Genomic DNA, 22,165 nt, shown 5'->3' with positions numbered 1-22,165 from the left:
GAACGAATGACACCTCCAGCCGCGGAGTTGACACCGAACGGTCATCCGCACAGGCGAAAGGGCCCGTACGACCGAAGTCGTACGGGCCCTCTCAGGTGCTCGCGGCAGGAGCTACCAGGTCAGATCAGCAAGCTCACTTGTTGATCTTGGTGACCTGGCCGGCGCCCACGGTCCGGCCACCCTCACGGATGGCGAACTTCAGGCCCTCCTCCATGGCGACGGGCTGGATGAGCTCCACCTTCATCTCGGTGTTGTCACCCGGCATGACCATCTCGGTGCCCTCGGGGAGGGTCACGACGCCGGTCACGTCCGTCGTACGGAAGTAGAACTGCGGGCGGTAGTTGTTGAAGAACGGGGTGTGACGGCCACCCTCGTCCTTCGACAGGATGTAGGCCTGGGCCTCGAACTCGGTGTGCGGGGTGACCGAACCGGGCTTGATGATGACCTGGCCGCGCTCGACGTCCTCGCGCTTGATGCCGCGGAGCAGCAGACCGACGTTCTCACCGGCCTGGCCCTCGTCGAGCAGCTTGCGGAACATCTCGATGCCGGTGACCGTGGTGGTGGTCTTCTCCGGCTTGATGCCCACGATGTCGACGGTCTCGTTGACCTTGAGGACACCACGCTCGATACGACCGGTGACGACGGTGCCACGACCGGTGATCGTGAAGACGTCCTCGATCGGCATCAGGAACGGCTTGTCGACGTCACGCTCGGGCTGCGGGATGTTCTCGTCGACGGCCTTCATCAGCTCGAGGACGGTGTTGCCCCACTCCTTGTCGCCCTCGAGGGCCTTCAGAGCGGAGACCTTGACGACCGGCAGGTCGTCGCCCGGGAACTCGTACTCGGAGAGCAGCTCACGGACCTCGAGCTCGACGAGCTCCAGGATCTCCTCGTCGTCCACCATGTCGGCCTTGTTCAGGGCGACGACGATGTACGGAACGCCGACCTGGCGGGCCAGGAGCACGTGCTCCTTGGTCTGCGGCATCGGGCCGTCGGTGGCGGCGACCACGAGGATGGCGCCGTCCATCTGCGCCGCACCCGTGATCATGTTCTTGATGTAGTCCGCGTGACCGGGGCAGTCGACGTGGGCGTAGTGACGCGTCTCGGTCTGGTACTCGACGTGCGCGATGGAGATGGTGATACCGCGCTGGCGCTCTTCGGGAGCCTTGTCGATCTGGTCGAAGGCCGAGGCCTCGTTCAGGTCCGGGTACGCGTCGTGCAGCACCTTGGTAATGGCGGCCGTGAGGGTCGTCTTACCGTGGTCGATGTGACCGATGGTGCCGATGTTGACGTGCGGCTTAGTCCGCTCGAACTTCGCCTTCGCCACTGGGGTCCTCCTGTGGAGTGGTTCTGTACGCCTTACTCATCGGCGCCAGGTGATCTTTGCTGGGAAACCCGGGCCCGGGACATTCCGCCGGGGTGACGGCGGAATGTCCCCTGCAGGCTCCGGGGTCAAGCCTAAAGCGTGGATACGGGGTCCGTTAAACGGAGTCCGTTACTCGCCCTTGGCCTTCGCGATGATCTCCTCGGCGACGTTCCGCGGAACCTCGGCGTAGGAGTCGAACTGCATGGAGTAGCTGGCACGGCCGGACGTCTTGCTGCGCAGGTCGCCGACGTAACCGAACATCTCCGAGAGGGGCACGAGACCCTTCACGACGCGGGCACCGGCCCGCTCCTCCATGGCCTGGATCTGGCCACGGCGGGAGTTGATGTCGCCGATGACCTCACCCATGTAGTCCTCGGGCGTGGTGACCTCGACGGCCATCATCGGCTCCAGGAGCACGGGCGAAGCCTTGCGCGCGGCCTCCTTGAAGGCCTGCGAACCGGCGATCTTGAACGCGAGCTCGGAGGAGTCGACCTCGTGGTAGCCACCGTCGATGAGCGTGACGCGGACGCCCGTCATCTCGTAGCCGGCCAGGATGCCGAACTGCATGGCCTCCTGGGCGCCGGCGTCCACCGAAGGGATGTACTCCTTCGGGATGCGGCCACCGGTCACCTTGTTCACGAACTCGTACGAGGCGTCGCCGCCCTCGATCGGCTCGATCGCGATCTGCACCTTGGCGAACTGACCGGTACCACCGGTCTGCTTCTTGTGGGTGTAGTCCACGCGCTCGACGGCCTTGCGGATCGTCTCACGGTAGGCGACCTGGGGCTTGCCGACGTTGGCCTCGACCTTGAACTCACGGCGCATGCGGTCGACCAGCACCTCGAGGTGCAGCTCGCCCATACCACCGATGATGGTCTGGCCCGTCTCCTCGTCCGAGTGGACCTGGAAGGACGGGTCCTCCTCGGCCAGGCGCTGGATCGCGACGCCCAGCTTCTCCTGGTCGCCCTTCGACTTGGGCTCGATGGCGACCTGGATGACCGGCGCCGGGAAGTCCATGGACTCCAGGATGACCGGGCTCTTGTCGTCGGACAGCGTCTCACCGGTGGTGGTCTGCTTCAGGCCCATGACGGCGACGATGTCGCCGGCGCCCACCGACTCGATCTCCTCACGCTTGTTGGCGTGCATGCGGTAGATCTTGCCGATGCGCTCCTTCTTGCCCTTGACGGAGTTCAGCACGGCGGTGCCGGACTCCAGGCGGCCCGAGTAGACCCGGACGAAGGTGAGCTTGCCGAGGTGCGGGTCGCTCATGATCTTGAACGCGAGCGCGGCCAGCGGCTCGTCCTCGGACGGCTTGCGCTTGACGACGACCTCGGCGTCCTTCGGGTCGTGGCCCTCGATGGCCTCGACGTCGAGGGGGGTCGGCAGGTAGCGCACGACCGCGTCGAGCAGGGGCTGGACGCCCTTGTTCTTGAACGCGGTGCCGCAGAACACCGGGGTGACCGTGGTGTCGCTGGACTTGCCGGACGCGATGGTGATGCGACGGATCGCGGCGTACAGCTGCTCCTCGGTGGGCTCCTGGCCCTCCAGGAACAGCTCCATGATCTCTTCGTCGTTCTCCGCGACGGCCTCGACCAGCTTGCCGCGCCACTCCTCGGCGGCCTCGGTGTGCGTGGCCGGGATGTCGACGACGTCGTACATCTCGCCCTTGGCGGCCTCGGCGGACCACACGAGCGCCTTCATGCGGACCAGGTCCACGACGCCCTGGAAGTCGGCCTCGGCACCGATCGGGAGCTGCATGACGAGCGGCTGGGCGCCCAGGCGGTCCGAGATCATGTCCACGCAGCGGTGGAACTCGGCGCCGGTACGGTCCAGCTTGTTGACGAAGCAGATGCGCGGGACGCCGTAACGGTCGGCCTGACGCCACACCGTCTCGGACTGGGGCTCGACACCGGCGACACCGTCGAACACGGTCACGGCACCGTCGAGCACACGCAGGGAACGCTCCACCTCGACGGTGAAGTCGACGTGCCCGGGGGTGTCGATGATGTTGATCGTGTAGTCGTTGTCCTCGAGCGGCCAGTGGCAGGTGGTGGCAGCGGACGTGATCGTGATGCCACGCTCCTGCTCCTGCTCCATCCAGTCCATGGTGGCGGCGCCGTCGTGGACCTCACCGATCTTGTACGACACACCGGTGTAGAACAGGATCCGCTCGGTGGTGGTCGTCTTGCCCGCGTCGATGTGGGCCATGATCCCGATGTTGCGGACCCTGGCCAGGTCAAGTGAAGTGGTAGCCATAAGGCTTCAGTCTTCTCTCGGTCTCGATGTGGGTAGCGACTACCAGCGGTAGTGCGCGAAGGCCTTGTTGGACTCGGCCATCTTGTGCGTGTCCTCGCGCTTCTTCACAGCGGCACCCAGGCCGTTGGAGGCGTCGAGAAGCTCGTTGAGCAGACGCTCGGTCATGGTCTTCTCGCGACGGGCGCGGGAGTAACCGACCAGCCAGCGCAGCGCGAGCGTGTTGGCACGACCGGGCTTGACCTCGATCGGAACCTGGTACGTCGCACCACCGACACGGCGGGACTTGACCTCGAGGGTCGGCTTGATGTTCTCCAGCGCGCGCTTCAGCGTGATGATCGGGTCGTTGCCCGTCTTCTCACGCAGACCCTCCATGGCGCCGTAGACGATGCGCTCGGCGGTGGAGCGCTTGCCGTTGAGCAGCACCTTGTTGATCAGGGAGGTCACCAGAGGAGAACCGTAGACCGGGTCGATGATGACCGGGCGCTTCGGGGCGGGGCCCTTACGAGGCATTCTTACTTCTCCTTCTTGGCGCCGTAACGGCTGCGAGCCTGCTTGCGGTTCTTGACACCCTGGGTGTCGAGGGAACCGCGGATGATCTTGTAGCGAACACCCGGCAGGTCCTTCACACGGCCGCCGCGCACGAGCACGATGGAGTGCTCCTGCAGGTTGTGTCCCTCACCCGGAATGTAGGCCGTGACCTCGATGCCGCTGGTCAGACGCACACGCGCGACCTTACGCAGGGCCGAGTTCGGCTTCTTCGGGGTGGTCGTGAACACACGCGTGCAGACGCCACGACGCTGAGGGGAACCCTCGAGTGCGGGCGTCTTGTTCTTCTCGACCTTGTCCTGCCGGCCCTTGCGGACCAGCTGCTGGATCGTAGGCACTACTTCTCCGGTTTCTGTGTGCCGAACGGTGAAGCTAACCTGGAACGTCACCGACCCACGCGGTCGGGTGTGTCGAATCCCGCGGACTTCCGCCGCACGGCGGAAAGAACGTGTGGATTGCGGTGGCCGTTCAGCAGCCCCCGGTGCGGTGTGATGGCACGCACGAAGGCCAGGGCACACCCCAGGCACAAGGTCTGAGCGTACCTACCGTACGGACTTCGGTCAAAACAAATGGAGCCGACCCGCGCCGCTGCACGGAACACGTCGTTCCCCGGTTGTCAACCGGACGCCAGCGCGAGCGCGAACGACAGGAACATCAGGACCACCCACGCCCCGTTCGCCAGCCAGCCGAGCGCCAGACCGGTCAGCGCCAGTCCGTCGCCCTCCTCCCCCGTGCGCCTGATCTCGGCCCGCGCCGCGTGCCCCAGGATCACCGCCGGGATACCGGTGAGCCCGAAGGTGACCAGGCAGAGCCCTCCGCAGACGGCGGAGGCGACCGCCTTGCCGTTCACCCGCACCCGGGGCGCCGGCCGGAACACCGCCGGCACGGCGGGCACCGCATGCGGTACGGGCCCCTGCGGCAGGTCGGCCACCAGCAGCGCCAGCTCCCCCACCGTGCGGGCGGCGTACGCCCGCGCGACCCTCCGGTCGAACTCGGACTTCTCCAGCCGTCCCTCCCCGTACCCGGCCCTGAGGACGTCCACGGCCCGCTCCCGGTCGGCGTGCGAGGCGAGCATCGGCGGGCCGGCCCGGCCGGCCCACGGCTGCCCGGCCCACGGCTGCGGCACGCCCTGCCCCTGCTGCCAGGGCTGCCCCTGCGGATACGGCGCGTACGACACCGGACACCACCTCCCCCGTCACACCGGGTCCCTCCATGATGCGCTCGGACGGCCGTTCCGGCACGGGTTCGGCGGCACACGGCCGGTACACGACGCCGAGGGGCGGCCACCCCGTACGGAGTGACCGCCCCTCAGTGCTTCAGACGTACGCCTTACTGGTTGTACGGACCGTAGTCGTAGTCCTCCAGCGGAACGGCCTGGCCGGAGCCCGTGCCGAACGGCGAGTAGTCGATGTCGTCGTAGCCGACGGCCGAGTACATCGCGGCCTTGGCCTCCTCGGTCGGCTCGACCCGGATGTTGCGGTAGCGGGACAGACCCGTACCGGCCGGGATGAGCTTACCGATGATGACGTTCTCCTTGAGGCCGATGAGGCTGTCGGACTTGGCGTTGATCGCCGCGTCCGTCAGCACCCGGGTCGTCTCCTGGAAGGAGGCGGCCGACAGCCAGGACTCCGTCGCCAGCGAGGCCTTGGTGATACCCATCAGCTGCGGACGACCGGAGGCCGGGTGACCGCCCTCCTGGACCACACGACGGTTCTCGGTCTCGAACTTCGAACGCTCGACCAGCTCGCCGGGCAGCAGCTCCGCGTCACCCGACTCGATGATCGTCACCCGGCGCAGCATCTGCCGGATGATGATCTCGATGTGCTTGTCGTGGATCGACACACCCTGCGAGTTGTAGACCTTCTGGACCTCGCCGACCAGGTGGACCTGGACGGCACGCTGACCCAGGATGCGCAGCACGTCGTGCGGGTTGGTGGCACCCACGGTGAGCTGCTGGCCCACCTCGACGTGGTCGCCCTCGCCGACCAGGACCTTGGCGCGCTTCGAGATCGGGAAGGCCGTCTCGTCGCTGCCGTCGTCCGGGGTGACGACGATCTTCTTGGTCTTCTCGGTCTCCTCGATCCGCACGCGGCCGGAGGCCTCGGAGATCGGGGCGACACCCTTCGGGGTACGGGCCTCGAAGAGCTCGACGACACGGGGCAGACCCTGGGTGATGTCGTCACCGGCCACACCACCGGTGTGGAAGGTACGCATCGTCAGCTGGGTACCGGGCTCACCGATGGACTGGGCGGCGATGATGCCGACCGCCTCACCGATGTCGACCAGCTTGCCGGTGGCCAGCGAACGGCCGTAGCACATCGCGCAGGTGCCGACGGCGGACTCGCAGGTCAGGACCGAGCGGGTCTTGACCTCCTCGACGCCGCGGGAGACGAGCTCCTCGATGAGGACGTCGCCCAGGTCGGTGCCGGCCGGGGCCAGCACCTGTCCGTCGACCACGATGTCCTCGGCGAGGCAGCGCGCGTACACGGAGGTCTCGACGTCGCCCTCCTTGCGGAGCACGCCCGTCTCGTCCCGGCTCGCGATCTTGAGGCGCAGACCGCGGTCGGTGCCGCAGTCCTCCTCGCGGATGATGACGTCCTGGGAGACGTCGACCAGACGACGGGTGAGGTAACCCGAGTCGGCGGTACGCAGGGCGGTGTCCGCCAGACCCTTACGGGCACCGTGCGTGGAGATGAAGTACTCCAGCACGGACAGGCCCTCGCGGAACGACGCCTTGATCGGACGCGGGATCGTCTCGTTCTTCGCGTTCGACACCAGACCACGCATACCGGCGATCTGACGCATCTGCATCATGTTGCCTCGTGCGCCCGAGTTCACCATCATGAAGATCGGGTTGGTCTTCGGGAAGTTGTCGTTCATCGCCTCGGCGACCTCGTTGGTCGCCATGGTCCAGATCTTGATGAGCTCCTGCGTGCGCTCGTCCTTGGTGATCAGACCGCGCTCGTACTGCTTCTGGACCTTCTCGTCCTGCGCCTCGTAGCCCTTGACGATCTCCTTCTTCGCCTCGGGGACGACGACGTCGGAGATGGCGACGGTGACGCCGGAACGGGTGGCCCAGAAGAAGCCGGCCGCCTTCAGGTTGTCGAGCGTCGCCGCCACGATGACCTTCGGGTAGCGCTCGGCGAGGTCGTTGACGATCTCGGAGAGCTGCTTCTTGCCGACCTCGTAGTCGACGAACGGGTAGTCCTCGGGCAGCAGCTCGTTGAAGAGCGCACGGCCCAGGGTGGTGTTCAGGCGGAACGGGTCACCCTGCTGCCACTCCGACTCGCCCTCCTCGGCCACCGGCGGGGTCCAGCCGCGCGGCGGGATGGTGCCGACCGGGAAGCGGACGTCGATCCTCGACTGGAGCGACAGCTCGCCCGCGTCGAAGGCCATGATCGCCTCCGCGACCGAGGCGAAGGAACGGCCCTCGCCCTTGAGGTCGCGCATCTCGCCGTCGGTGGTGAGGAAGAACAGACCGAGGACCATGTCCTGGGTCGGCATCGTCACCGGGCGGCCGTCGGCCGGCTTGAGGATGTTGTTCGAGGACAGCATCAGGATGCGGGCCTCGGCCTGCGCCTCCGCGGACAGCGGCAGGTGCACGGCCATCTGGTCACCGTCGAAGTCCGCGTTGAACGCGGTGCACACGAGCGGGTGGATCTGGATGGCCTTGCCCTCGACCAGCTGCGGCTCGAAGGCCTGGATGCCGAGGCGGTGCAGCGTGGGAGCGCGGTTCAGCAGGACCGGGTGCTCCGCGATGACCTCTTCGAGGACGTCGTACACGACCGTGCGGCCGCGCTCGACCATGCGCTTGGCCGACTTGATGTTCTGCGCGTGGTTCAGGTCGACCAGGCGCTTCATCACGAACGGCTTGAAGAGCTCCAGCGCCATGGCCTTCGGCAGACCGCACTGGTGCAGCTTGAGCTGCGGGCCGACGACGATCACGGAACGCGCCGAGTAGTCGACTCGCTTGCCGAGCAGGTTCTGACGGAAGCGGCCCTGCTTGCCCTTGAGCATGTCGGACAGCGACTTCAGCGGACGGTTGCCGGGGCCCGTCACCGGGCGGCCGCGGCGGCCGTTGTCGAAGAGCGCGTCGACGGCCTCCTGGAGCATGCGCTTCTCGTTGTTCACGATGATCTCGGGCGCGCCGAGGTCGAGAAGCCGCTTCAGGCGGTTGTTGCGGTTGATGACACGGCGGTACAGGTCGTTCAGGTCGGAGGTCGCGAAGCGGCCACCGTCGAGCTGCACCATCGGACGCAGGTCCGGCGGGATGACCGGCACGCAGTCGAGCACCATGCCCTTGGGGCTGTTGGACGTCTGCAGGAACGCGGAGACGACCTTCAGCCGCTTGAGCGCACGGGTCTTCTTCTGGCCCTTGCCGGTACGGATGATCTCGCGGAGGCGCTCGGCCTCCTCCTCGAGGTCGAAGGACTCCAGGCGCTTCTGCAGCGCCGCGGCACCCATCGAGCCGTCGAAGTACGTGCCGAAGCGGTCGCGCAGCTCGCGGTAGAGCAGCTCGTCGCCCTCGAGGTCCTGGACCTTGAGGTTCTTGAACCGGGTCCACACCTCGTCGAGGCGGTCGATCTCGCGCTGCGCGCGGTCGCGCAGCTGCTTCATCTCGCGCTCGGCGCCCTCGCGCACCTTGCGGCGCACGTCGGCCTTGGCGCCCTCGGCCTCCAGCTCGGCCAGGTCGGTCTCGAGCTTCTTGGCGCGGGCCTCGAGGTCGGCGTCGCGACGGTTCTCGATCTGCTGGCGCTCGACGGAGACGTGGGCCTCCAGCGAGGGCAGGTCGCGGGTGCGGCGCTCCTCGTCGACGTACGTGATCATGTACGCCGCGAAGTAGATGACCTTCTCCAGGTCCTTCGGGGCGAGGTCGAGCAGGTACCCGAGGCGCGACGGAACGCCCTTGAAGTACCAGATGTGCGTGACGGGCGCGGCCAGCTCGATGTGGCCCATCCGCTCGCGGCGCACCTTGGCGCGCGTGACCTCGACGCCACAGCGCTCACAGATGATGCCCTTGAAGCGGACGCGCTTGTACTTGCCGCAGTAGCACTCCCAGTCCCGGGTCGGACCGAAGATCTTCTCGCAGAAGAGTCCGTCCTTCTCGGGCTTGAGGGTGCGGTAGTTGATGGTCTCGGGCTTCTTGACCTCGCCGTGGCTCCACTGACGGATGTCGTCAGCGGTGGCCAGACCGATCCGGAGCTCGTCGAAGAAGTTGACGTCGAGCACTATGCGTCAATCCCTCTCAGGGTTGTAAGTCTTGGGGTCTGAAACGGGGGTCCTGGGGCGGGCGGCCTTCACGGGGAAGGCCGCCCCACTCCCGTCAGACCTCTTCGACGCTGCTCGGCTCGCGCCGGGACAGGTCGATGCCGAGCTCCTCCGCAGCGCGGAAGACGTCCTCGTCGGTGTCACGCATCTCGATGGACATACCGTCGCTGGACAGCACCTCCACGTTCAGGCACAGGGACTGCATCTCCTTGATGAGGACCTTGAAGGACTCGGGGATGCCGGGCTCGGGGATGTTCTCGCCCTTGACGATGGCCTCGTAGACCTTCACGCGGCCGGTCACGTCGTCGGACTTGATGGTCAGCAGCTCCTGGAGCGCGTAGGCGGCGCCGTACGCCTCGAGTGCCCACACCTCCATCTCGCCGAACCGCTGGCCACCGAACTGAGCCTTACCACCCAGCGGCTGCTGGGTGATCATGGAGTACGGACCGGTCGAACGCGCGTGCAGCTTGTCGTCGACCAGGTGGTGCAGCTTCAGGATGTACATGTAGCCGACCGAGATCGGCTCCGGGAACGGCTCGCCCGAGCGGCCGTCGTACAGCCGCGCCTTGCCGGAGGGGAGCACCATGCGCTCGCCGTCACGGTTCGGGATGGTGTGCTGGAGCAGACCCGCGAGCTCGTCCTCACGCGCGCCGTCGAAGACCGGGGTGGCGACGTTGGTGCCGGGCTCGACCTTGTCGGCGCCGATGGCCTGGAGCCGCTGCGCCCACTCCTCCGCGAGGCCGGAGACGTCCCAGCCGCGGCTGGCGAGCCAGCCGAGGTGGATCTCCAGGACCTGTCCCGGGTTCATTCGGGACGGGACACCCAGCGGGTTGAGGATGATGTCGACCGGGGTGCCGTCCTCGAGGAACGGCATGTCCTCGATCGGGTTGATCTTGGAGATGACGCCCTTGTTGCCGTGACGGCCGGCGAGCTTGTCACCGTCGGTGATCTTGCGCTTCTGCGCGACGTAGACGCGCACCAGCTGGTTGACGCCGGGGGGAAGCTCGTCGCCCTCCTCACGGTCGAAGACGCGCACGCCGATGACCTTGCCGGTCTCGCCGTGCGGCACCTTCAGCGAGGTGTCGCGGACCTCACGGGCCTTCTCACCGAAGATCGCGCGGAGCAGGCGCTCCTCGGGGGTCAGCTCGGTCTCACCCTTGGGCGTGACCTTGCCGACGAGGATGTCACCGGCGATGACCTCGGCACCGATGCGGATGATGCCGCGCTCGTCGAGGTCGGCGAGGACCTCCTCGGAGACGTTCGGGATGTCCCGGGTGATCTCCTCGGGGCCGAGCTTGGTGTCACGGGCGTCGACCTCGTGCTCCTCGATGTGGATCGAGGAGAGGACGTCGTCCTGCACGAGGCGCTGCGACAGGATGATCGCGTCCTCGTAGTTGTGACCCTCCCACGGCATGAACGCGACCAGCAGGTTCTTGCCGAGCGCCATCTCGCCGTTCTGCGTGGCCGGGCCGTCGGCGAGGACCTGGCCGGTGATGACCCGGTCGCCCTCGTTGACGATGACCTTCTGGTTGACCGAGGTGCCCTGGTTGGACCGGGAGAACTTGGCCAGGCGGTACGTGATGTACGTGCCGTCGTCGTTGGCGGTGGTGATGTAGTCCGCGGAGACCTCCTGGACCACACCGTCCTTCTCGGCCTTGACCACGTCGCCGGCGTCGACGGCGGAGCGGTACTCCATGCCGGTGCCGACGAGCGGGGACTCGCTCTTGATCAGCGGCACGGCCTGGCGCATCATGTTCGCGCCCATGAGGGCGCGGTTGGCGTCGTCGTGCTCGAGGAACGGGATCATGGCGGTCGCGACCGACACCATCTGGCGCGGCGAGACGTCCATGTAGTCGACGTCGTCACCGGGGACGTAGTCGACCTCGCCGCCGCGGCGGCGGACCAGGATCCGGTTCTCCACGAACCGCATGTCGTCGTTGAGCGGGGCGTTGGCCTGCGCGATGACGAAGCGGTCCTCCTCGTCGGCGGTCAGGTAGTCGACCTCGTCGGTGACCTGGCCCTCGACGACCTTGCGGTACGGCGTCTCGATGAAGCCGAACGGGTTGATCCGGCCGTAGGAGGCGAGCGAGCCGATCAGACCGATGTTCGGGCCTTCGGGCGTCTCGATCGGGCACATGCGGCCGTAGTGCGACGGGTGCACGTCGCGGACCTCGAAGCCGGCCCGCTCACGGGAGAGACCACCCGGGCCGAGGGCGTTCAGACGACGCTTGTGCGTCAGCCCCGACAGCGGGTTGTTCTGGTCCATGAACTGCGACAGCTGGCTGGTGCCGAAGAACTCCTTGATGGAGGCGACGACCGGCCGGATGTTGATCAGGGTCTGCGGCGTGATCGCCTCGACGTCCTGGGTGGTCATGCGCTCACGCACGACGCGCTCCATACGGGCGAGACCCGTACGGACCTGGTTCTGGATCAGCTCGCCGACGTTGCGGATGCGGCGGTTGCCGAAGTGGTCGATGTCGTCGGTCTCGACCATGATCGAGCGACCGGACTCGCCGACCGTCTCGGTCTCCCCGGCGTGCAGCTTCACCAGGTACTTGATGGTGGCGATGATGTCGTCGGTGGTGAGCACGCCGGCGTCCAGCGGCTCGTCCCCGCCGAGCTTCTTGTTCACCTTGTAGCGGCCGACCTTGGCGAGGTCGTAGCGCTTGGGGTTGAAGTACAGGTTCTCGAGCAGCGTCTGCGCGGCCTCACGCGTGGGGGGCTCGCCCGGACGCAGCTTGCGGTAGATGTCGAGCAGCGCGTCGTCCTGACCCTGGGTGTGGTCCTTCTCCAGGGTGGCGCGCATGGACTCGTACTCGCCGAACTCCTCGAGGATCTGCTCGGTGGTCCAGCCGAGCGCCTTCAGGAGGACGGTGACGGACTGCTTGCGCTTGCGGTCGATGCGGACACCGACCATGTCGCGCTTGTCGATCTCCATCTCCAGCCAGGCACCCCGGGACGGGATGATCTTGGCGGAGAAGATGTCCTTGTCGGACGTCTTGTCGATGGAGGAGTCGAAGTAGACACCCGGCGAACGGACCAGCTGCGACACCACGACACGCTCGGTGCCGTTGATGACGAAGGTGCCCTTGTTCGTCATGAGCGGGAAGTCGCCCATGAAGACGGTCTGGGACTTGATCTCGCCGGTCTCGTTGTTGGTGAACTCGGCGGTGACGAAGAGCGGGGCCGCGTACGTGAAGTCGCGCTCCTTGCACTCGTCGATGGAGTTCTTCGGCGGCTCGAAGCGGTGGTCGCGGAAGGTCAGCGACATCGACCCGGAGAAGTCCTCGATCGGGGAGATCTCCTCGAAGATCTCCTCCAGACCGGACTTGGTGGGGACGTCCTGCCCGTTCTCGAGAGCCTCCTCGACCCGACTCTGCCAGGCCGTGTTGCCGAGCAGCCAGTCGAAGCTCTCGGTCTGCAGCGCGAGCAGGTTCGGAACCTCGAGAGGCTCCTTGATCTTTGCAAAGGAGATGCGCAGCGGGGCGGTGCTGGCGCCGTTGTTCGTATTCGCGGTCGAGGCGTTGCGCGAGGCGGCCAAGAGGGGGTCCTTCCGAGGGCTCGGACTCACTACGCGCGTACCGGCCCCCCACTGGGCAGAGAGACAGACATCCCAGGTCAGAGATGATCTAGTCGTCGGTGCTCGAGCGAGGGCATGCCCCTGGTGACGGGCAGGGGACAGCTAACAGGCAGCGCAAAGGGTCAGTGTAGCCACTTGGCACACTGATGTCCAATGCCGGTTTGCACAACCGGTGGAGACCCTCGTTCTTCTCAACTCCTGCGACAAGGCGCTGCCCTCAACGCACGGTGATACTGCCCTCTTTGCCGTCGATCCATGCCTCGGATTCGTTTCCTTGCGACGACGCGTCCTGAGAATTACGCGCCGCGTGCGGTTCGTCAAGGCCCCCCTTGCCGGAACCGCCTGTCACCAGGCACATCCTCGCGGGCCCCGGAGGCACGACGAAGATCACCCTACTCCCCGCCGTCCCGGGTGCAAGACAGCCGCCACCGGACCCCTCATACGCCGAGGAGCGACCACCCGGATGGATGATCGCTCCTCGGCGCTTGAGCGTTACACGTCCCTGAGGACGCGTGGGGGACCCGTGGGGACCCCGGAGGTGTTACTTGACCTCGACGGAGGCGCCGGCGCCCTTGAGGGACTCGGCGGCCTTCTCGGCGGCGTCCTTGGCGACCTTCTCGAGGACGGGCTTCGGGGCGCCGTCCACGAGGTCCTTGGCCTCCTTCAGACCCAGGGAGGTCAGCTCGCGCACGACCTTGATGACCTGGATCTTCTTGTCGCCGGCACCGGTGAGGATGACGTCGAACTCGTCCTTCTCCTCAGCGGCCTCGGCCGGGGCGCCCGGGGCACCCGGGGCGGCGACGGCGGCGACCGCGGCGGCGGCGGTGACGTCGAACTTCTCCTCGAAGGCCTTCACGAACTCGGAGAGCTCGATGAGGGTCATCTCCTCGAACTGGGCGAGCAGGTCTTCCTGGCTGAGCTTCGCCATGATGGCGGTCCTTCCACTAAATCGGCAGGTGCCGGATGTACGGGGTGAGGCGGGCGTACGTCGGGCCCGCGTCGACCCTCACCTCACGCGGTGCGTGCGACGAGGATCGGGAAGCGAGCCGAATTACTCGGCACCGCCCTGCTCGTCCTGCTTGGCACGGAGCGCGTCCACGGTGCGGACGAGCTTCGAGGGGAGCGCCTGGAAGAGCTGAGCAGTCTGCGTCTGCTTGCCCTTGAAAGCGCCCGCCAGCTTGGCGAGCAGAACCTCGCGGGACTCGAGGTCCGCAAGCTTCTTGATCTCGTCGGCGGACAGCGCCTTGCCGTCAAGGACACCGCCCTTGATGACGAGATTCGGGTTGTCCTTGGCGAAGTCACGAAGACCCTTCGCCGACTCCACCGGGTCACCGGTGACGAAGGCGACTGCCGTCGGACCGTTGAACAGGTCGTCCAGCGTCGAGATCCCGGCCTCGTTGGCCGCAATCTTGGTCAGCGTGTTCTTCACCACGGCGTACTGGGCGTTCTCACCGAGCGAACGGCGCAGCTGCTTGAGCTGGGCCACGGTGAGACCGCGGTACTCGGTCAGCACGGCGGCGCTGGAGTTGCGGAACTGGTCCGTCAACTCGGCAACCGCGGCAGCCTTGTCGGGCCTCGCCATAGAGCCTCGGCCTCCTTCCGGGTGATTCGGACCGCGCGGACCCGAAGGAGGACTGGGGAAAACGAAACGCCCCGGGCGCAGGCGCACGGGGCGTAGCTCAACCGGTCGCTCGCGTCCTTGCGGCAGCGAACTCCGGGAACTCTTCCACTGACACCTGCGCGGGTCGTCCGCAGTTCAGCGGATCCTTCGGCCACCGTGAACTCTGATGAGCGCACGGCAACGACCAGCGGTCTTTGGCTTCCGTGGAAGAGTACGCGAACGGATCGGCGTCAAGCAAATCGGCCGATCGGGGGCATCGGGAGCGTCAGGGCCCTCAGGCTCCGAGGCCGGCCTCGGAGTCCGCCCCGAGGCCTTCCAGCTCCTTCAGCATCTCCATGAGGTCGAACGTGTCCTTCGCCGCCGGGGCCTCGACCTCGGCCTTGGCGCCGTAGTCGGAGTAGTTCGCCGTCACGTTCACCGCGCCCTGGGGCATCTTCATGCCGACGACCATCTTGACCGGGTAGTTGTCCTCGTTGACCCAGACCTCGGTGTCATACCCCTTCAGTCCCGTCTTCTCGGCGTTGGCGAGCAGCTCCTCGCGCTCCTCCTCGGAGAGCATGTCGAAGGACGCGTTGGCGTCGACCATCTCCTCGAAGCTCAGCGTGCCCTTGTACCGCTGCGTCTGGACGCCGTCGACCTTCTCCGGTCCGACGTGCTTCAGGCTCGGCGACTCCAGCAGCAGGGCGAGCTGCTTCGCCGGGTCCTGGTTCATGTTCTCCAGGCCGCTGGTCATCCGCTTCTGGATCTCGGCGTCGCCGGACGCCTCGGCTATGGCGGCGAAGTCCATCTTCATCCAGCGCTTGCCGTCCATCTCGGCGGCCTGCTTCGTCCCCATGTCCATGTACATGACGTTGTCGAGCATGATCATGCGGACCTGCTCGGGAGCGTCCGGGCCGGCCGCGGTCAGCGCGGAGCCCTCCATGGTGACGTCCATGACGGCCGGGTCCCAGCCCTGCACGCCGGAGATCTCCATGGTGCCGCCGCCCGTCGCACCCGGCATCGTCATGGTCATCCGGACCTTGGAGGACTTGGCCTCCGACGTGTTCTTGAAGGCGGCCTGGAGGACCTCGGTCATCTCGTTCTGCGTCTGGACCCCGGCCCCCGCCGAGTCACCGTCCTGACAGCCCGCGACGCCCACGACGACGGCCACGGCCGTCAGACAGACACCCGCGCGCTTCCATGTGGCCACGCCCATGCATCCCACCCCTGGTTGTTCCGCTGTGCTACGCCTGTGAAGTCAGGAAAAAGGTAACCCACGCCACTGACACTGTCGTACGAAACAAACAACCCGTCCCCGCGCCTCGGACGAAACGCGGGGACGGGTTCTCACGCTGTGTGCACGGACCGGTCACCCGGCCCACCCGGCTCAGACGGCGGCCGGGTCCTCCTCGACGAGGAGGTTGCGGGTGCGGTTCGGGTCGAGCGGAATGCCGGGGCCCATCGTGGTGGTGATGGCGGCCTTCTTGATGTAGCGACCCTTGGCGGCGGACGGCTTCAGACGGAGGATCTCCTCCAGCGCCGCACCGTAGTTCTCCACCAGCTTGGTGTCGTCGAACGACGTCTTGCCGATGATGAAGTGCAGGTTCGAGTGCTTGTCGACGCGGAACTCGATCTTGCCGCCCTTGATGTCGTTGACGGCCTTGGTGACGTCCGGGGTCACGGTGCCGGTCTTCGGGTTCGGCATCAGACCACGGGGACCGAGCACGCGGCCGAGGCGGCCGACCTTGCCCATGAGGTCCGGGGTGGCGACGACGGCGTCGAAGTCCAGACGGCCCTTCGACACCTCGTCGATCAGCTCGTCGGCGCCGACGATGTCGGCGCCCGCGGCACGCGCGGCCTCGGCACGGTCACCGGTCGCGAAGACCAGGACCCGGGCGGTCTTACCGGTGCCGTGCGGGAGGTTCACGGTGCCACGGACCATCTGGTCGGCCTTGCGCGGGTCGACACCCAGGCGGAAGGCGACCTCGACGGTGCCGTCGAACTTGGTCGTGGACGTCTCCTTGGCGAGACGGACGGCCTCGAGCGGGGCGTACAGCTTCTCCCGGTCGATCTTGGCGTCCGCAGCGCGGAGAGACTTGCTGCGCTTGCTCACTGAAAGCTCCTGTGGAATCTGAGGAGTCGTGGTCCGGGCCGAGCAGGCCCTGCCACTACTGCTTGGCTTACGGGGGTGGAGGTCAGCCCTCGACCGTGACGCCCATGGAACGGGCGGTGCCGGCGATGATCTTCTCGGCGGCGTCCAGGTCGTTGGCGTTGAGGTCGGGCATCTTGGTGGTGGCGATCTCACGGACCTGGTCACGCGTGATCTTCGCGACCTTGGTCTTGTGCGGCTCGCCGGAGCCCTTCTCCACGCCCGCGGCCTTGAGGATCATCTTGGCGGCCGGCGGGGTCTTGGTCACGAAGGTGAAGGAACGGTCCTCGTAGACCGTGATCTCCACCGGGATGACCCAGCCGCGCTGCGACTCGGTCGCGGCGTTGTAGGCCTTGCAGAACTCCATGATGTTCACGCCGTGCTGACCCAGCGCGGGGCCGACCGGCGGAGCCGGGTTCGCGGCACCGGCCTGGATCTGGAGCTTGATGAGCCCCGTGACCTTCTTCTTCTTGGGAGGCATGGCTCTCCGGGTCCTTTCGATTCGGGTCCTGCCCACGTCATGGGGACAACCCGGACGCAGGCATACCGCACAACGATAACGGGTATAGATGCGCGGCCAAAAACCGAGCAGGTCAGACGGGCGCTCGCACGCCCGCCTGACCTGTTCGGAAGCTGTGTGCCAGAAGGGCTAGTTCTTCTGGATCTGGTCGAAGGAGAGCTCGACCGGCGTCTCGCGGCCGAAGATCTCCACCAGGCCCTTGACCTTCTTGGAGTCGGGGTTGATCTCGTTGATGGTCGCCTGCAGCGTGGCGAACGGGCCGTCGGTGACGGTGACCGAGTCGCCGACCTCGAAGTCCAGCACCTGGACCTCGACCTTGCGCTGCGGGGCCGGCTTGCCCTCGGCCTCGGCGGCCTCGCGGGCGGCCTTCTCCTCGGCCTCCGGGGCGAGCATCTTGACGATCTCGTCCAACGTCAGCGGGTACGGGTCGTAGGCGTTGCCCACGAAGCCGGTGACACCGGGGGTGTTGCGGACGACGCCCCAGGACTCGTTCGTCAGGTCCATGCGGACCAGGACGTAGCCCGGGAGCTTGTTCTGCTTGATCGTCTTGCGGTCGCCGTTCTTGATCTGGACGACCTCTTCCTGCGGCACCTCGGCCTGGAAGATGTACTCCTCGACGTTCAGCGAGACGGCGCGCTGCTCCAGGTTGGTCTTCACCCGGTTCTCGTAGCCCGCGTAGGTGTGGATGACGTACCACTCGCCGGGCAGCGTCCGCAGTTCCTCGCGGAGCTTCTCGACCGGGTCGCGGTCGTCCTCGGGCTCTTCGGCCTCCTCGGCCGCTTCCACGGCCTCGGTGGTCTCGTCCGCCTCGTCGCTCTCGTCCGCGGTGGTGTCGGCAGCCTCGGCCTCGGCGAAGGCCTCGGTGTCCTCGACGTCCGCGCCCTCGACGGCGGCGAGCGCGTCCTCGGCGGACTCGGCGCCTTCGCCGTAAGGCTCGACGGCGTCGTTCACGTTCGGGTCAGACACGGTGGCTGCTTCTTCCTGGATACAAGGGGTGGAACATGCGAAAAGGAGCGCCGGATACCTCGGCGCTCTTCGCTCTCGGCTCAGCCGAAGACGTACTTGGCGGCGTTGCTGAGGCCATAGTCGATCAAGGTGACCAGACCGATCATCAGGACGACGAAGACGATCACGGCGGTCGTGTACGACGTCAACTGGTTCCGGGACGGCCAGACGACCTTGCGGAGCTCCGAGATGATCTGGCGGTAGAAGAGCGCGAGGCGCTTCAGCGGACCCTTCTTGGCCCGCTTTCCGCCCTTGCGGGTCTTCTTCTGGGAATCCGGCGCCTCATCCTGGGCATCAGGCATGTCGATGGAGCCCACGGCGTCCGTCACTCGTCCTCACCTGATTCCGGGTCGTGGCCGTGCCGCGCCCGGTTCGGAGCCCGCACGGCGGTGCATTGCTGTACGTACATGCGCACACATCCTGGCGAAGGTGTGTGTAGCAGGGCCGGAGGGACTTGAACCCCCAACCGCTGGTTTTGGAGACCAGTGCTCTACCAATTGAGCTACGACCCTTTGTGTGTTCCCCAACGTACCGCATCCGACCGGATGCTTGGTGTGCACCGACCGAGCGCGGGCCGCTGAAGGCCAACGAGGTGAGAGTGTACGTGTTCCTGGGCCGGGCGTCGAACAGAAAGCGCCCGGGAAGTGCCGCCCCGGCGGAAGATCGTCCCGGACGCGGTGTTCCGGCGGCGCCGGTCCGGACCGGCGTTCAGGGGTTCGCCCGGTGTTGTTCAGTACGTGAAACCCCCGTGCCGGGTGGGTTTCCGGTCTGGAACGATGGGCTTCATGAGCGCTGCAACCCCTCCCACCGAGCGCCGGGTCTCCGCCCGAGTCGGCGCGATCTCCGAGTCCGCCACCCTCGCCGTGGACGCCAAGGCCAAGGCCCTCAAGGCCGCCGGGCGACCGGTGATCGGCTTCGGCGCCGGTGAGCCCGACTTCCCGACGCCGGACTACATCGTCGAGGCCGCGATCGAGGCCTGCAAGAACCCGCAGTACCACCGGTACACGCCGGCCGGCGGCCTTCCGGAGCTGAAGTCGGCGATCGCCGCCAAGACGCTGCGCGACTCCGGCTACGAGGTCGACCCGTCGCAGATCCTGGTCACCAACGGCGGCAAGCAGGCCATCTACGAGGCCTTCGCCGCGATCCTCGACCCGGGCGACGAGGTCATCGTCCCGGCGCCGTACTGGACCACGTACCCGGAGTCGATCCGGCTGGCCGGCGGTGTCCCGGTCGAGGTGGTCGCCGACGAGACCACCGGCTACCGGGTGAGCGTGGAGCAGCTGGAGGCGGCCCGCACCGAGAAGACGAAGGTCGTCCTCTTCGTCTCCCCGTCGAACCCGACCGGCGCGGTCTACGGCGAGGCCGAGACCGAGGCGATCGGCAAGTGGGCCGTCGAGCACGGCCTGTGGGTGCTGACCGACGAGATCTACGAGCACCTGGTCTACGGCGACGCCGTGTCCGTGTCGCTGCCCGCGCTCCTGCCGGAGCTGCGCGACAAGTGCATCGTGGTCAACGGTGTGGCGAAGACGTACGCGATGACGGGCTGGCGGGTCGGCTGGATCATCGGCCCGAAGGACGTGGTGAAGGCCGCGACCAACCTGCAGTCGCACGCCACGTCGAACGTCTCCAACGTCGCCCAGGTGGCCGCACTCGCCGCCGTCTCCGGTGACCTGGACGCCGTCGCGACGATGCGCGAGGCCTTCGACCGGCGCCGGAAGACCATCGTCCGGATGCTCAACGAGATCGACGGCGTGGTCTGCCCGGAGCCCGAGGGCGCGTTCTACGCCTACCCCTCGGTGAAGGCGCTGATCGGCAAGGAGATCCGGGGCAAGCGGCCGCGGGACTCGGTCGAGCTGGCGGCGCTCATCCTGGAGGAGGCCGAGGTCGCGGTGGTGCCGGGTGAGGCGTTCGGCACGCCGGGCTACCTGCGGCTGTCGTACGCGCTGGGCGACGAGGACCTCGTCGAGGGCGTGAGCCGGATCCAGAAGCTGCTGGCGGAGGCGCGCGACTGACGTCGCCCCTCCGCCCCAGGGGCGCCCGGGTCTCCTCCCGGGCGCCCCTGTTCGTTTGTGCGAGCAAGACCACGAAAGGGGAAAGTGCTACCGGGACGGCGGAGACGTGCGGCAGGATCGGTGAATGCTGAGCTCTTCAGGGGGGTACCCCCCGAACCCCCCGCGTGTACGTGATCTCCCTGAACTGCCGAAAGCCCATCTGCACCTGCACTTCACCGGGTCCATGCGGCCCGGCACCCTGCTGGAGCTGGCCGACAAGTACGGCGTCCGCCTGCCCGAGGCGCTGACCGACGCGCTGGCCGGCGGGGAGCCGCCGAGACTGCGCGCCACGGACGAGCGCGGCTGGTTCCGCTTCCAGCGGCTGTACGACGCGGCGCGCTCGTGCATCAGAGCGCCCGAGGACATCCAGCGTCTGGTGCGGGAGGCGGCCGAGGAGGACCTGCGGGACGGCTCGGGCTGGCTGGAGATCCAGGTCGACCCGACGTCGTACGCGCCCCGGCTGGGCGGGCTGATCCCGGCGCTGGAGATCATCCTCGACGCGGTGGACTCGGCGTCCCGCGACACCGGGCTCGGCATGCGGGTACTGGTGGCCGCCAACCGGATGAAGCACCCCCTGGACGCCCGCACGCTGGCCCGGCTGGCCGTGCGCTACGCCGACCGGGGGATCGTCGGCTTCGGGCTCTCCAACGACGAGCGGCGCGGGATGGCCCGCGACTTCGACCGGGCGTTCGCGATCGCGCGCGAGGGCGGGCTGCTGTCGGCACCGCACGGGGGCGAGCTGACGGGCCCCGCGTCGGTGCGGGACTGCCTGGACGACCTGGAGGCGCACCGGATCGGGCACGGTGTGCGGGCGGCCGAGGACCCGCGGCTGCTGAAGCGCCTCGCGGACCGGGGCGTCACCTGCGAGGTGTGCCCGGCGTCGAACGTCGCCCTCGGCGTGTACGACAAGCCGGAGGACGTGCCGCTGCGCACGCTGTTCGAGGCGGGCGTGCCGATGGCGCTGGGCGCGGACGACCCGCTGCTGTTCGGCTCCCGGCTGGCGGCACAGTACGAGATCGCCCGCCGGCACCACGGCTTCACCGACGCGGAGCTCGCCGAGCTGGCCCGGCAGTCCGTACGGGGGTCGGCGGCGCCTCAGGACGTCAAGGAGAAGCTGCTGTCGGGCGTCGACGCCTGGCTGGCCGCCCCGGTCGCCTGAAGTGGGCCAGGGGCGGGTACGCCCGGAAGCCGATGTCCAGCTCCGTCCCCCGTCCCCGGGACAGGGGCAGCAGCGTGGTGAGCGAGGCGCCGAGCACGTCGTACCCCTTGCCCGCCCCCCTGCCGAGCGGGCCGTGGCCGGCCGCCCAGCCGAGTTGCAGGGACGCGGCGGCGAAGGTGTCCCGCGCGCCGGACAGGAACAGCGTCCGGGCGTGGACGGCGGGCTGGATGCGGTCGGCCCGGGGCAGGCGGTCCCAGCGCCGCTCCCAGCGCTCCTCCCAGGCCGAGCCGTGGCGCGCGGTGCGCCGCTCGTCGGTGCGGACGGTCCGCGGGACGCCCCGAGTGAGTCCGCGGCGCAGGGCGGGCCACACGGAGGGCCGCAGTCCGAGCGACTGGTGGGCGAGCACCAGGTCGACGGGCACGCCCGGGGTGTGGTCCCGGGGCACGCTCTGCCGGAGGGGGATGTGGACGACCGTGTGCGGGGAGTACGCCGCGAAGGAGAACAGCCCGGCGAGGCGGGCCAGTCCGTCGTGGTCCCCGAGCAGGTGGCCCCAGCCGCGCATCGGGTCGCTGAGCGTGGTGTGCCGCAGCGCGGGGCGCGGCTGGACGACCCGGAAGGCGTACCGGCCGGCGCGCGGCCGGAACTCGTCGACCCTCAGCCGCACG

Annotated in this window: 17 protein-coding genes and 1 tRNA gene; 2 read left to right on the top strand and 16 right to left on the bottom strand. The window is 67.5% G+C overall.

Annotation, left to right across the window (positions count from 1 at the left end):
* Positions 1-133: 133 nt before the first annotated feature.
* The 15 genes from tuf to ACH5AO_RS07780 form a co-directional block, all read right to left on the bottom strand.
* Positions 134-1,327, bottom strand: coding sequence for an elongation factor Tu (tuf, locus tag ACH5AO_RS07850; protein WP_217128206.1), 1,194 nt, complete (start codon positions 1,325-1,327; stop codon positions 134-136).
* Between the two features lie 168 nt (positions 1,328-1,495).
* Positions 1,496-3,622 carry an elongation factor G gene (gene fusA / locus ACH5AO_RS07845; protein ID WP_361736863.1) on the bottom strand — a complete coding sequence of 709 codons (2,127 nt, stop codon included), beginning with the start codon at positions 3,620-3,622 and terminating at the stop codon, positions 1,496-1,498.
* Positions 3,623-3,661: 39 nt separating this feature from the next.
* Entirely contained in the window at positions 3,662-4,132 is a 471-nt protein-coding gene (rpsG, locus tag ACH5AO_RS07840) for a 30S ribosomal protein S7 (RefSeq protein WP_003992340.1), read from the bottom strand.
* A 2-nt stretch (positions 4,133-4,134) separates the two neighbouring features.
* The gene (rpsL, locus tag ACH5AO_RS07835; RefSeq protein WP_003948652.1) at positions 4,135-4,506 is read right to left on the bottom strand and encodes a 30S ribosomal protein S12; all 372 of its coding nucleotides are present in this window, start codon (positions 4,504-4,506) and stop codon (positions 4,135-4,137) included.
* Between the two features lie 278 nt (positions 4,507-4,784).
* Positions 4,785-5,345 (bottom strand): DUF1707 and DUF4190 domain-containing protein, encoded by a 561-nt coding sequence (locus tag ACH5AO_RS07830; protein WP_398922945.1) that lies wholly within the window; start codon positions 5,343-5,345, stop codon positions 4,785-4,787.
* A 152-nt stretch (positions 5,346-5,497) separates the two neighbouring features.
* Positions 5,498-9,397: a DNA-directed RNA polymerase subunit beta' gene (locus ACH5AO_RS07825; RefSeq protein ID WP_398922943.1), complete on the bottom strand. Its 3,900-nt coding sequence runs from the start codon at positions 9,395-9,397 to the stop codon at positions 5,498-5,500.
* Between the two features lie 94 nt (positions 9,398-9,491).
* On the bottom strand, positions 9,492-12,977 hold the full coding sequence (gene rpoB, locus ACH5AO_RS07820) for a DNA-directed RNA polymerase subunit beta (protein ID WP_398922941.1): 3,486 nt from the start codon (positions 12,975-12,977) through the stop codon (positions 9,492-9,494).
* 580 nt (positions 12,978-13,557) lie between these two features.
* Positions 13,558-13,944, bottom strand: coding sequence for a 50S ribosomal protein L7/L12 (gene rplL, locus ACH5AO_RS07815; RefSeq protein WP_398922939.1), 387 nt, complete (start codon positions 13,942-13,944; stop codon positions 13,558-13,560).
* Between the two features lie 123 nt (positions 13,945-14,067).
* Positions 14,068-14,598, bottom strand: coding sequence for a 50S ribosomal protein L10 (gene rplJ, locus ACH5AO_RS07810; protein ID WP_085570272.1), 531 nt, complete (start codon positions 14,596-14,598; stop codon positions 14,068-14,070).
* A 313-nt stretch (positions 14,599-14,911) separates the two neighbouring features.
* The gene (locus tag ACH5AO_RS07805; RefSeq protein ID WP_398922938.1) at positions 14,912-15,832 is read right to left on the bottom strand and encodes a hypothetical protein; all 921 of its coding nucleotides are present in this window, start codon (positions 15,830-15,832) and stop codon (positions 14,912-14,914) included.
* 171 nt (positions 15,833-16,003) lie between these two features.
* A complete protein-coding gene (gene rplA / locus ACH5AO_RS07800) occupies positions 16,004-16,729 on the bottom strand; it encodes a 50S ribosomal protein L1 (protein WP_189558446.1) in 726 nt (241 codons plus the stop codon).
* An 82-nt stretch (positions 16,730-16,811) separates the two neighbouring features.
* Positions 16,812-17,246 (bottom strand): 50S ribosomal protein L11, encoded by a 435-nt coding sequence (rplK, locus tag ACH5AO_RS07795; RefSeq protein ID WP_004927359.1) that lies wholly within the window; start codon positions 17,244-17,246, stop codon positions 16,812-16,814.
* Between the two features lie 168 nt (positions 17,247-17,414).
* Positions 17,415-18,251 (bottom strand): transcription termination/antitermination protein NusG, encoded by an 837-nt coding sequence (gene nusG / locus ACH5AO_RS07790; RefSeq protein ID WP_398922935.1) that lies wholly within the window; start codon positions 18,249-18,251, stop codon positions 17,415-17,417.
* Positions 18,252-18,331: 80 nt separating this feature from the next.
* The gene (gene secE / locus ACH5AO_RS07785; protein ID WP_361736840.1) at positions 18,332-18,619 is read right to left on the bottom strand and encodes a preprotein translocase subunit SecE; all 288 of its coding nucleotides are present in this window, start codon (positions 18,617-18,619) and stop codon (positions 18,332-18,334) included.
* Positions 18,620-18,729: 110 nt separating this feature from the next.
* Positions 18,730-18,802: transfer RNA gene (locus tag ACH5AO_RS07780), tRNA-Trp, on the bottom strand.
* Positions 18,803-19,075: 273 nt separating this feature from the next.
* Here ACH5AO_RS07780 and ACH5AO_RS07775 point away from each other — a divergent pair.
* Together ACH5AO_RS07775 and ACH5AO_RS07770 are read left to right on the top strand one after the other, a co-directional pair.
* Positions 19,076-20,302: a pyridoxal phosphate-dependent aminotransferase gene (locus tag ACH5AO_RS07775; protein ID WP_398922933.1), complete on the top strand. Its 1,227-nt coding sequence runs from the start codon at positions 19,076-19,078 to the stop codon at positions 20,300-20,302.
* A 124-nt stretch (positions 20,303-20,426) separates the two neighbouring features.
* Complete coding sequence (locus tag ACH5AO_RS07770; protein WP_398922931.1) at positions 20,427-21,500, top strand: adenosine deaminase; 1,074 nt, start codon at positions 20,427-20,429, stop codon at positions 21,498-21,500.
* Here the strand turns inward: ACH5AO_RS07770 and ACH5AO_RS07765 are convergent.
* Positions 21,445-22,164, bottom strand: coding sequence for a hypothetical protein (locus ACH5AO_RS07765; RefSeq protein WP_398922929.1), 720 nt, complete (start codon positions 22,162-22,164; stop codon positions 21,445-21,447). The two genes, ACH5AO_RS07770 and ACH5AO_RS07765, sit on opposite strands and share 56 nt — an antisense overlap.
* Position 22,165 lies beyond the last annotated feature (1 nt).

The sequence above is a fragment of the Streptomyces sp. NPDC018964 genome (genome assembly GCF_044390325.1).
In the GTDB taxonomy this organism is placed as follows: domain Bacteria; phylum Actinomycetota; class Actinomycetes; order Streptomycetales; family Streptomycetaceae; genus Streptomyces.
Note: the sequence above shows the minus strand (reverse complement) of the source record. Positions and strands in the feature narration are given on the sequence as shown.